This is a genomic window from Butyrivibrio proteoclasticus, from assembly GCF_900115735.1.
GTDB lineage: Bacteria > Bacillota > Clostridia > Lachnospirales > Lachnospiraceae > Butyrivibrio > Butyrivibrio proteoclasticus_B.
The window spans coordinates 151628-165120 of the sequence record NZ_FOXO01000001.1 but is presented as its reverse complement, the minus strand read 5'-3'; the positions used below and the strand labels follow the sequence as shown (position 1 = coordinate 165120).

7 protein-coding genes are annotated in these 13493 nt (G+C 36.6%); all 7 read right to left on the bottom strand.

All coding sequences use genetic code 11. From position 1 onward, the window contains the following. Nucleotides 1-6 precede the first annotated feature (6 nt). The 7 genes from BM146_RS00685 to BM146_RS00650 all read right to left on the bottom strand — a co-directional run bounded on the left by BM146_RS00685 (nt 7) and on the right by BM146_RS00650 (nt 13423). Nucleotides 7-1971, bottom strand: coding sequence for a hypothetical protein (locus BM146_RS00685; protein WP_074882890.1), 1965 nt, complete (start codon nt 1969-1971; stop codon nt 7-9). Between the two features lie 156 nt (nt 1972-2127). Further along, nucleotides 2128-5331: a leucine-rich repeat protein gene (locus BM146_RS00680; RefSeq protein ID WP_074882888.1), complete on the bottom strand. Its 3204-nt coding sequence runs from the start codon at nt 5329-5331 to the stop codon at nt 2128-2130. Between the two features lie 267 nt (nt 5332-5598). Further along, entirely contained in the window at nt 5599-6705 is a 1107-nt protein-coding gene (locus BM146_RS00675) for a glycosyltransferase family 4 protein (RefSeq protein WP_074882886.1), read from the bottom strand. Next, on the bottom strand, nt 6702-7832 hold the full coding sequence (locus BM146_RS00670) for a glycosyltransferase family 4 protein (protein WP_074882884.1): 1131 nt from the start codon (nt 7830-7832) through the stop codon (nt 6702-6704). The genes BM146_RS00675 and BM146_RS00670 overlap by 4 nt, the downstream gene beginning before the upstream one ends. A 13-nt stretch (nt 7833-7845) precedes the next feature. Next, nucleotides 7846-8946 (bottom strand): glycosyltransferase family 4 protein, encoded by a 1101-nt coding sequence (locus BM146_RS00665; protein ID WP_207649881.1) that lies wholly within the window; start codon nt 8944-8946, stop codon nt 7846-7848. Between the two features lie 46 nt (nt 8947-8992). Beyond that, a complete protein-coding gene (gene cps2T, locus BM146_RS19925) occupies nt 8993-11602 on the bottom strand; it encodes a beta 1-4 rhamnosyltransferase Cps2T (protein WP_083413334.1) in 2610 nt (869 codons plus the stop codon). A gap of 210 nt (nt 11603-11812) precedes the next feature. Then, a complete protein-coding gene (locus BM146_RS00650; protein ID WP_074882878.1) occupies nt 11813-13423 on the bottom strand; it encodes an AAA family ATPase in 1611 nt (536 codons plus the stop codon). Between the last annotated feature and the right edge of the window lie 70 nt (nt 13424-13493).

The following is a 13493-nucleotide window of genomic DNA, read 5'->3' as shown; positions in this document are numbered from 1 at the left end:
TCTAAATCAATAGTCTTCAGCTTCTGATATTGTCATTGAATACAATCCCAAGCCCAAATCTCTTGTATCTGCTGACTCTATAACCGTGGACGGCGGAACAGAATCAGGCACTTCCAAAGTCATTTCAAAAATATCATCATTAGGCTTAGTGAAATCAAATTCAATGTCCTGATCACCACTTTCAATCACGCCCGAGTATACCTGATTTTCATCAATATATACATTTACATGCTGTGGCTGGTAAAAGATAGTTGCAACATCTATATTACAGTGCATATTTTGAACAGGCGAATCATTTGACACCTTAAATACTACAGCGTCACCGTCAGTCCATGTGAAATCATTTTCAGCTCTTGCCATTCCCTGTTGATAAAATCCCTTTAAGTTATAATCCGGGCCTGCAAAAACAACAGGATTTTCAATTTCTCTGGAGAATGCATGATAAACCTCACCAGTTAAATTAATATATTTGTAGTCTCCTCCATCCACCGACACTGTTTTTAACCCGGTTTTATCAATCAGATTGCCCTCAGCATCACATAAAATCCATTGATCTGAATAAAACAGCTTTTCCGCTTCTCTACTAAGAAGTATTTTTCTTATCTGTCCTTGAGCATTCGTGTAAACTGCAGGATAATCCTCATAATAGCACTCAATCCCCTTAGCCCTTGAGTAGAAGATTCCTCTTGTCGGATTGTATAATGCAGGCATTTTGTTAATAACCGCTTGGGTCCATGGAGCAAACTGATTTGCCGAATATCCCCATAAACCGCTCATAGTCATAACAAGCATAAAAGCTGTCCAGAATCCTTCAAATATTCCAAGTGCCAGTGCATTCCTTTGGTTTTCAAAAGTAACATCCCAACTGCATATCACAAAAAATATCATTATCTGTATAATCCATATATTATATCGCATGATAAAATTCATGCCACTGTTGATCTGAATCTGGTGAGCTATTATAAAGAGGATACCGCACACCCCGAGAATGTTGATTATTGATCTAAGCGTATTTTTCTTTAGTCCTATAAGAGCCACTATAAAAAATGCCAAAAGTATAAATGGTTCAAAAGGTAATATACCCAGATTTAAATCAAAGAGATAGTTCATAGCCTTGCTAAACAGATATTTATTCTCCATAGCATCATCTGCCACAAGGTTAATCGTGTTAAATCTTATATATGTTGATATCATCGGAATAAGTGCAGGAATATAGCATAACCCACATGGCAATACTTCTTTTACAAAATCCTTGATATAATTACCAAGTTCAAACTTACCATTTTTCTCGATATGCTTTCCAACACTCTCGATAAGTAGCTGAACTCCTATCACCATGGCAAATGCCAACACTGATAGATTTTGCATTGCAGCAATACTTACAAACAATATTGCTCTTGCATAGGACCTGTTATAATAAAAAACAAGCCCCATAACTGTAAATGCAAACATATATACTTCTGTATGCGTCCAGAACATATAGAACCACGCCGGATTTACAATAGAAAGAATTATTAGGATAAGTTTTCTTGTCTCATCAATTTTGAGGCAAAAGAAAATAACTAAAAGTGCTGACATATAAAGCAGTATATTTGTCAGATGAAATGCCCTTATCGGATAACATCCAGTAGGAGACAAAAGAATTTTTAAAGGCGCCACCAATGCTGAATACATCCCGTAGTGGTTGCTATATTTAGCGCCTTTATACTCATGAAGGTGATGAGCTACATCCACGTAATACTCGGTATCTATAAGCTCCGCTTCGTTATAAAAATCTGCTTTGGTTTTTTCCACATCCTCAGTCGTTATCCCAAAAGAAAAATGGTTCAAAAACGCCTCTACCTGCATCTCATACTCTATGCCATCACCAGTAAGGCTTCCTGGAGTTTTTATCATTACCCTGATACAAAGTACCAAAAATAACAATATAAGAACAAATGAGATTTTATTCTTTTTTATAGTTTCTATCATTTGGCTATTGCCCCTTCATATGGTTTGATTTTACGAGCATTTATTATATCAGAATATGTTTACTCTCACAACAAAATAAGAAAAGCCTTAGGGTATCAAATCATACCCCAAGGCTTATACTTAAAATATATTAACTAATATTATTCCTAATCTTTATTATAAAAGGCCATACTTTGCAAGTACATCATTCTTGAACTGCTGTGAGTCACCAAAGCCTTCACTCACAACTCTTCGCCTCGTCCAACCTTCTTTCTCAAGTTTATTAATCCAGTACTGAACACCTGAATCATCTCCATATGCGCCAAAGAATGTCATATATACAGTCTGTACAAAATTGAAATTAGGTAAGCCCTTTTGTGTGAACTCAGGTGATTCAAAGAAACCTGTGACAGCTACATTCACTGCTGTATACTGACCAGTACAAATCTTTGCTGCCCAATTTGCCCATTCTTCTTCTGAACCAGCTCTGCCAAGAGCTCTTTGATAGAGAATCTGCACGTATTCCTTAGCCTTTGCCTCATCAACTGTGTATGCAGAGAAGACACCACGTGATATCCCAAACTTGTTGCAAAGATTTGTAAACTCATCAGAATTTATAAAGCCTGCTAAAACAACTCTTCTGCTATAGCCATCAGCAAGCTTAGCCATCCAATCAGCTTTACCGCCTGCATCAGGATCTCTGTCAAAGAATGTGCGATACATTGTTATAACAAACTGCTCATCAGTAAGTTTCGCACCAAGTTTTCCACCCATAGATGATGGACTAAACTCCTGGCTATACATAAATCCCTGAGCTACTCCGGCGCCATCGCGTACACCTGTAATAAGCTGGTTTGCCCAATCACTAAGTCCTTCCGGATCAGATGCTCTGCCAAGGACATTTACGTACATACGCTCAACAAACGCTTTTACTTCACCTATAGAAACATCAACTTGAGCTGTAGCAACAGCGGATGGTACCCAAATAGCAGGGCGAACACCGGCGATGGTATTTCCTACTGCCATTCCATCATATTCAAATTCACCTGTGTAATGCACGTAAATAGCATCATATCCATAAATACCTGGAGTACGTACCCAATAATATGAGCCATCATTTCCGTTGGCGTCATATGATTCATAGTAAACAGGATCACTTGGGTTAGGGTTTACTGCAGGAAGACACTTAGCAATTCTATCATGTTCATTTGGAAGATATCTCTCAAGTTCATCTGCACTGAGAATGAACACAGTGTCTGTAACAGCAGATCCGGGATCCTGAATTCCGAATTTACTATTTCTTGATCCATTTACTGTAACTGACTGGAGCTGAGATGCCTCTGTTGCAGAAAATGCTTCGTTCTTAAAGCTACTATTGAGCCAATTTCTAAGGTCAGATCCTTCATATGTAATAATATCGCCATTGATTCCCTTTGTTCCTGCCTGTTCGCTATATTTGCGGAAATCAAGCACATTTTCGGTAATAAGGAGAGCTTTTCCATCTTCAACTGCCAGAACCTTCCATGTAAGTTCACTTCCCTTATAGTTACCAAATTTTACAATCTTACCAATATATGGGTTCTTCTTCTCAGCACTTGCATCATCTGTTCCCTGATATACAATTCGACCAAGAACCAGTTTATCATTGCCTGTACCCTTAATTATGTGCATCCACTGAGTTTCTGATCCTCTATAGATTACACTACGCTGAATAGATCCACCAGCATCGATACCATCGCAACCCTCAAATGCGTCCTTGCCAATCTCTTTAACATTAGTTCCAAGATTTACACTATGAAGATTTCCACAACCTTTAAAGCAACGAACACCAAGACTTGCATTTGCTGTTACTGACTTAATTCCTGTGAACGCAAATGCATATGGTCCAATATTGCTTACATTGTCAGGGATGTTCAAATCAGTATTGCTAAGCTGTGGTCCCTGAAACGCAAAGGCTCCGATTTCTGTGACTCCTCCTCCAAAACTAATGTTCTGTATTGAATCGTCATAGAATGCATAGTCGCCGATTTTTCTCACACTGTCAGGAATGTTCACAGTTGTAATATGTTTTACTTTTTCAAAAGCATATGAAGGAATCTCTGTAACACCATCTGGAATATTCAGCGTTGTCACTGCCTCTCCATTTACTACAAGTCTTGCTTCTCCGCCCGGTGCACGGAATGGACTTGAAAGGAAACCTCCAAAATAAGAATTACACCATGCAGTAAGATCTGAAACATTTACTGTTCTGATAGCATGACAATCCTCAAATGCACTTACTCCACATCCTTTAATTCCTGAACCAAAGCTTACAGTATCAAGTGCTTCGCATCTGATAAAAGCAGACTCACCAACAAATCCACTATTGATTGTAGATGCCCTAAGTTGTTTGTTACCAGCAAAAGCAAATGCACCAATTTCCTCAATACTTGAAGGAAGACTTACTGACTCAAATCCGTATGCTGTATCGCCCCCTTGCTGGTCTTCAAAACGGAATGCATTAGTCCCAATGTATGTAATTCCTTCATCAATCTGGATGTTTCTAATGCTGCTCTTTATATTTGCCCATGGCACACAGAGAATATTTGTAGAATCGTACTGTGAAGCATTATAAAGCTGGAAATCATACATTCTACCTGTTCCGCTAATATGCAGTGTTTCTCCTTCAAGAGCCCAGCTACATGATGTGCCACAGGCAGCCCCGCTACTACCAGCTATATATGCATTTGTAAGACATTCATTACCTTCTCCGATACTAATGTGCGATCTGATCTCTTCCCAAGTTGTTCCCTCACCCTCGTATACAACAGAGCTAAGTCCGTTACAATCTTTAAAAGCATAATCAGCTATTGCAGTAACATCAGCCCCAAGAGTCACTCTGGTCATACTGCCCATTCGATCAAACGCATATTCATCAACAGTACCTTTTTTGATAGTCATTGTTTTTGCGTTGCAAACTGCAAAAGCCGACTTTCCGATGTAAGATACGTTTGACAAGTCAATACCGTTTGATATTGGATCTTCTGCAAATGCTTCTTCCCCGATACTGGTAACTGAAGGAGCCAGTGTAACAGTTTGCACATTATGCATCTGATAAAACGCCCTGTTTCCTAACCTTGTAATCCCATCACTAACTTCGATACTGGTTACATTATCATTATCATCCTTCCATGGATGCCAGGCAGCATTTTCCCAGTCTGGCATCTCACCGGTGCCCTGAATAGTCAGCTTGCCATCTTCCAATGTCCAGCTAATGTCAGTACCATCAATGGTGCCCCCACTAGCTTTGGCTTCAATTGAAAATACGTGCACAACAGCAAACATAATCAATAAAAAAGCCATCCGTGTAAGTACATGTCTTACTAAACACTTAGTTTTCATACATTTCCCCCTTATTATTTGAGACTTTAACTCTTTTTAATAATTAAAATTATAATGATTATTCCACAATATATCAACACTATTTCACACACATGTACTATATATTGATAAAACCAGTAATATTTTCACATCCAGTTATATTTTTAAGTCATGAATTTCAAAAGTAAGTACCCAAATTATAGAAATATCGGGCATAAATTATGCCTTAATTTTCCCAAATAATAAGTGCATACCCAGTAATTGACTGAATATGCACAACCATTCTTTTTATATAGACAGCACTTCCATTATCTCTTCTGCATTTTTATCCCATGAAAACTTATTTCGCTGTTTAGTCATTCTATTAGCCAAATCCGCCTTTTCATTTTCAGTAAGTTCCATAACCTCTCGCATTTTCATACATAACGAATGATAATCTGTAGTTTTTTCTATATAGAAAGCTGCATCTCCTGCAACTTCAGGGAGCGATGATACATTGGATGTAATTACAGGAAGATTGTATTTAAATGCCTCCAGAACCGGTAATCCAAAGCCTTCATACAATGACGGATACAGAAATGCTTTAGCATTGGTCAGAAGATATTTCTTTTCATCAGAAGAAATATACCCCGGAAGTATTATCCTGTCTTTATATTTGCTATTATCTATAGCTGAGTATATGTTGTCGCAGTTCCACCCCTTTTGTCCTGCAAGAACTAATAGTTCATCGCCATCATACTTATTAAGATATTCTTCAAAAGCTCTAATAATAGTTATTATGTTTTTCCTTGGTTCTATGGTGCTAACGAACAAGAAAAAAGGCGCTTCAAACTTAAGTTCACTTCTAACATTATTAAAGTCAATACTACAATTTCCTTCATTGTCAATTCCACAGTAGCTGACTATTACTTTCTTATCATCAACATTAAAGATCTTTTTTATATCATCCTTAGTTGATTGTGAAATAGCTATTATCTTGTCGGAATTATTGACTGATCGGGGAAGATTCCTTTTCATCCTGTTAAGGTTCTTTTTCTCTCCGATACCTTCAATTAAATACAGAGCCATATCATAAATTGTAAGCACATATCTAACGCTTTTTACTCTGTTAGGTAAAAAATAGTTAGTCCCCCAAAAGACATCTACTCCATATTTCCTGATTGCAAATGACTCGCCGAACATGCGCCAGAATCTTCCAATCTTAATAGGCCATTTATCAACAACGTGCCAGTTGGATGGGTACTCGTCAAAAAGAGTTATTTTTTTATAAGCAAATAGATAATATTCATGTTCAGGATGGTTATTTTTCCAATAGTCAAGCACCTTGAAAACACTGTTCGGAATGCCTGTGCCATTAGGATTTATGAACATATCTGCATCAATTCCAATTTTCATTTTTTACTCTTTAACTCTTTCAATATTTTTTGGGCAGCATCATGTCTATTAAATGTAAGTGCACGTTTTTTGGCCCGCTCAGCATATAATTTAAGCTCAGCATCGCTTAAGCCCAGAGCTTTATTTACCTGCCTGGCAAGTTCATGCTCGTTACATATGTCCTGTTTATTCACATAGAATGCAACATCTCCGCCAACTTCCGGCATCGACGAAGTATCAGCTGTTATAACTACAAGTCCTACAGACATAGCTTCAACAATAGGAAATCCAAACCCCTCTTCAAATGAAGGAAACAGTAAACAACTTGCCTCCCTATAAAGACATTCTTTTTCAATTTCTGTAACATATCCCGTCACAACAATATCATCTTTGTATGTGCTATCCATAATTGTCTGAAAAATAGAATCACTCTTCCAGCCACGTTTTCCTGCAAGAACTAATTTACCTTCAAAATCCCCATTAGCTTTTAGAACATTAAACGCCTTTACAATTGTAGTAATGTTTTTCCTTGGCTCTATTGTACCTACATATAAAAGATACTTATTCGAGACTACATTCCACTTTTTTTGTATCTGTTTTTTTTCATAGTCACTATAATTTTTTTCTTTTCCATTGTAGGGTGAGTCTCCATTATGGATAACCTTAACTTTTTCTTCCGAAACTTTCAGTTCATTTAATATTTCTCGTTTGGTAGCTTCTGAAATAGCAATTATTTTATCAGCCGTTCTGCATGATTTAGCTATAAAAAGCCTTTCCATTACAAATTCTTTAAATGTCCCAAAGCTCGCGTTCTTATAGACAGCCAAATCATGAACAGTGACGCAATAATTTGTTCCACGCACTTTACGTGGCAAAAAATTCATAGGTTCCCAAAAAACATCTAATTTATCTTTTTTAATCAATTCAGCCAGACGCAACTGTACCCATATTGTACCTAGCCCATACTCATCTATAACAATATGCCAATTATCCTTAAGCTTAAAATCAAGTTCAAAAGGTCTGTTAGAGTATAAAAAGAATTCATCATCCGTGTTTTCTTCATTCCAGCACTTTAATACATCATACACAAATATCGGAATTCCGGTATATTCATATGAAAGTGTCCTGGCATCAATCCCTATCCTCATGTTACTCCCACAATTAAATTTCACTTTCAACAACTGCTAAATATGCCTTTTTTAGCAGTGCAGCATTATCATGCCAGTTAAATCTATCTATATTTTGTTCTTTTTCGATGCTGTTTTTATCAGCTTCTACCAATTCTGAAAGAGCACGCTCTATATCTCCGACATTATATGGGTCAAAAAATATAGCGTTATCCCCCATAACTTCATGCATCACAGGAATATCTGACACAGCTACTTTTGTCCCGCATGCTAATGCTTCAAGAGGCGGAATGCCGAAGCCTTCATAAAATGATGGGTATATAAATCCTTCCGCCTGATTGAGCAGTTCAATCAGTTCCTGCCTGCTTACGTATCCCGTAAGTATTATATTCTTCAGATCCTGACTGATAGAATCCAGCGTTTTGTCATACATCCAGGCTTTTTTACCAACAATCACAAGTTTAATATCTGACTGTTTATTCTTTTTATACTGCAAATATGCTTCAACAAGCCTTGGAATGTTCTTTCTTGGTTGTAAATTCCCTACACATATAATAAAGGGTTCACTCCCAATGCCAAATTTGCCTCGGATGATACTACTTCTTTCCTTATCCTTTGGCAAGATTCTAAATTCACTGTCTACTGCATTATATACAACGCTAATCTTCTTTTCATCAATACCATACGTATTCGCGATATCACCTTTTGAAAATTCTGATACTGTTACAATACGATCAGCGCAACGAGCAGCGTATGGTATTAATACCTTATTTCTGTAATATTCTCCCTTTTCAAAAATGTCGTTAAAATGTTCAAAACATATATCATGAATGGTAACCACTGTTTTACATGGTCTTATAAAAGGTATGTAATACTGGGTGTGTAAAACATCAAGTTTGTACTTTATACACAGATAAGTAAGCTCAACAAAGTTTCTGATAAAAGCATTATTACTCTTAAATCTCACTATCTTAAATCTGTCTCTGTAGGGTAAGTCATCTACCCCATCCTTTAGAAAAAGAATGTACTCTTTGTCTTTATCTGGCATAAATGCTTTAAGAATTCCTTCATAGAAACTCTCATTTCCACCCGAACAATCCCCAAGCATATGCGCATCTATTCCAATTCTTACCATCTGCATTCATTCCTTGGTCCATGATTTTTCTTTCTCATATGTGGTTTCAACAGAATTCTTCCTCATATTTTTGGGAAATATAATCCCAAGTATAATGATCCTTAATTCTTTTTTTAGCTTTAAAATCCATTGCTTTTCTACCGTCACTGCCTAGTGTTTCAACCTGCGAAATAACTTCCGCAAGGTTTCCCTCGTCCTTATACCAGTACAATCCTGCATCCTGCACAACTTCCCTGTTGTACTTAACATCAAGAACAAGATTCACAGATGTGCTGGCGAGAGCCTCAAGAAGTGATGGATTGGTTCCGCCAACTTCATGACCATGAATATAGGCAAACGCATTTTCTCTGATTTTCTTAACAAGCTCTTTGTCATAGATTGGCTTTGAGATTATTATTCGCTCATCATTTTGATAATTGAGCTGTTTATTGATAGTCATGGCCAATTTATCATTTGTTGTAGTAATGATTATTAGCTTTTTGTCTGTGGAAGTCTTCATGAATTCACGGATAATAATGTCAAAATTATTCTCTTCAACGAATCTTCCAACTACAATATAGTACTCACCTGCAGATGTAGAGTTGTCTTTTAACCAATTTACAAATACATCGCTGTCATCAGCATAAGCTGAAGCTGTCAGCTCCGCTCCATAAGCAATATATGTAGTATTAGGATTATAACACGCATACTCTTTGTTGATATATTTCTCGATTTCCTGACTGTCACAAACGATCCTGTCAGCATGCTTTACCATAAGCTTTTCAGACAATTTCCAATATGCTCGTACCGGCCTTGACCATTTTCTTCTTGACCAGTCATGTCCATCCGGATTTAAAATCACTTTTCCACCGAGCTTTTCTATTTTTCTCTTGTAATGTCCCATGAACGGTCCAATACGACAAGCCATTATAAAGAATATCGGGTCAGTGATCTCAGGTCTTTCCTTACAATAATTCACACACCTTCTAAGAGCTCGCAAATCATAAATAACAGCCCTTCCTGCTCCTACCTGAGGTGTTTTTACATCAAAGCATTTCGCATCATTATAAATGTAGCGACCATTGGAATCTGCTATTCTTGCAATATGATAGCGTATATCATCTCTGTGCCTGTATTTGGTCAAATTATCCATAAAGGTCTCAAAACCGCCGTATTCGGCAGGGACTCCCTTACAGCCAATACAGAATATCTGTTTCTTTTTAGTATGATAGTATTCTGCCTCTCTTGTTTTATCAGTCAGCAAATACACCATGAACTTTATATTGTTAACAACATATCTTTTAAACAGTCTTGCAGGTTCTTTAAATAATCTAAACAGCCATTCAAGGCCAACTCTTCTTATCCATAAGGGTGCGCGCTTAAGAGTACCTGCATGGAAATCAAATCCTGCTCCAACTCCCATCATAACGGCATTGATTTTGCCCTTGTGGTCACGCATCCATTCTTCCTGTTTAGGTGCTCCAAGACCAACCCAGACAATGTCAGCTCCGGATTCATTTATCATTTTGATAACTTCCGCATCCTCTTCAGGTGTAAGCTTTCTAAATGGAGGAGAATACATTCCCTTGACGTTTAATCCAGGATAAACCATCTGTAAATTCTCACGAAGATTTGCAAGTGTCTTTTCTGTAGAACCGTAGAAAAAGTGAGATACTTTTCCATCCATCGTATCCCTGAACATATTTTCCATAAAGTCCGGCCCTGCCACTCTTTCAGCGCCTACAAAACCACGCATTTTCTCTACGCGATATATTGGTGCTCCATCAGGAAAAACAAATGCAGCACCGTTTAATGTATTTAAATAATCATGATTTTCTCTTGCAACAACAGATGTATGAACATTTGAAAAGCATATGTACTGCCCTTTTAATTCATCAATATACTTCAGGACATGGTGCACTGCTTCTTCTATTCTGGAAATAGAGTAATTGATTCCAAATATCCTGCACTTTTCGCTTCCAACAAAAGCAGGCATTGCTTCATATGTATCTATATCAGTAATGATGCCGGATCTGATTTCATAATCTTCGTAATTCAATGAGACATAAGTTCTTATGCCCATTTTACGAAGTTCCTGAAGATATTCATTGGCTTTTTTTTCATCCATCATATTAGTAAAAAGGAGAACACTTTCATAATCGCCTATGTCTATCTCCTCTTTAATATGATTTATGTCAATATTGTCTGACTTAATCTTATAAACCATTGGGAAAATAGAATCACCATTCTTTTTGATATAATAGTATCTATAGACCATTCGTATAATATAGCCAAGTACTACTGATAGTACACTGAATATTCCAATAACTATTCTTGATGCAAGAATAGACCTTTGTACCACAAAAAGATACCCTAAAGACAGCATTTGTAACAGCACGCGGCTTTTAAATGCCATAAAAAAATTATCAATCGGATCCATTGCCACAATATTAGGACCACTATAATCATAAATGAAATACACGAGGGTCTCGAATATCAATGATGTTATGAAAAGGCTGACATAAATACCATAATTAAAATCTACCCATTTCATAATTTCTTTAAAACGAATTACAATAGCTAATAAGAAGGCTACTATAATAGACATTTCATCCATCATGAATGTAATCCTTCTAATTCGCTTGTCATTTCTAATTTTCATCTTGCTGTTGTACATGTACTTATTCCTATTATATAGACTTTATTATAAAGCAGGTTCCGTTACGAACACTAAAAGGGCGATGTCTTTTAACACCGCCTTTTAACTTGATTGGATTATCATAACATATATCAATACTAATCGCAAAACAATATAATTTACTTATCAAAATCAAATTCGTTATTATAATTAAATCTTTTTCTGCATTCCAAATACCGAAACCTTATGTTACACGTACTCCATTTCGATCCTACATGTATGCTTTTTACTAAACTTATCGTAGCTAATTCCGACTAGAACTACTTCTTTTACCTCTTGTCTATCAGCTACTTTTCCTTTAAATCTCTGAACATAGTTCTTATCTTTAATTTGTTTTAGTGCATTGTCTGCTGAATCATCAACTTTCAATTCCAAGATAATACCTAGCTCTTCTTTTCTCCTTGGGTAAAAAATGAAGTCAACAAATCCTTTTCCACTTTTATCCTCACGCTGAACATCGTACCGATCTCGCGCAGACAAATATGCCAAATTGACAATTGCAGATAAATCGGACTCATTATTGTACATAAGGATTGGTGCCTCTGTATCATGAAACTCCTCAAGAATCTGGGCTATCGTATTCTCTTCTCCGGTTAAAGTAGCCTCAAGCACCTTTTCAGACTCTAAAGCTAATCTATGAACATATCCCAATGATTCCTCTTTTTCAAGCATATCCGCAAACTGTCCCATTAGTTCCTGATTGGGAATCATTACAAAACCATCTGCATAGCTTAAAAAACCATACACTACCATGGCAGAAAGTATTTCATCTCTGGTCTTAAGATTCATTGATGTTGCCGCATATTCTTTAGCTTCACATCTAACCTTGTCACCTGTAATCATCCTTGCCAAGTCATCTTTTACACCATTGACATTATTTTTAATGTAATAAAAAATCTCATCATATGGTCCGGCACTAGTCCAATAATTCCCCAAATTGTTATTAGTAAGAGCCACTACCACTGATCTGGGATTATATACCCTGTCTCCGGCAAAAGTATGATAACCATCATACCATTTGCCAAGATCTTCAAGCGCTATCCTTGGATTGGATTCCAGTTTTAGATATCTTCGATATAATTCATCTACCTCGTTCTGCAAAAAACCAAAGTATTTACTGAAACGTTCTTCTAATGCCATGGTGTATTCAAGAAACATGTTGAGTTCTGAACCGCTTGAATACTTGGCTATAGGTAAAATACCGGTCATATATGCAAGTGCGACATATGCCTGATCCTTTAATAAATTCCTGAGAAATAAAAGGTACCTTGCTCTATCTTCCGCACCTATAAAACTCATATGGAAAACAGCATCCCATTCATCAAGTACAAAAACAAATTGTGTCCCCGTACAGTCAAAAATTTTCCTTAAGTCTTCAACCACAGAACTACCTTCTCTAAACTGAACTTCAGGGAATGCATTATATAAATCATTAACCAATATATCCTTAATTGTTGAAATATATTGATCATAGTTTTGACACATATCATCAATCTTGCTGAAGTCTATGCTTATCACATGATAAGAATTAATGAACTTATCATAATTAGGATTTTCTGATATTTTGCTACCATCAAATATTGCTTTTGAATCCAAATTTTGAGAAAAATAGGCTGCTATCATATTAGCGGCGACCGTCTTACCAAAACGTCTCGGCCTTGTGACACATATATAGTTTTCTGTAGTTCCAATTCTATCAATAAGTTCAGATAGTATTTCTGTCTTATCTATATACCACTTACTGTCTCGTATTTTCTTGTAAAGCGTAAGTGAATCTGATGAATCAAGATATAATCCCATAAATAATCTCACTTTCTAAATCCAATACCTATAACATCATATAACGCATTAGTATCATGATTCCAATAAT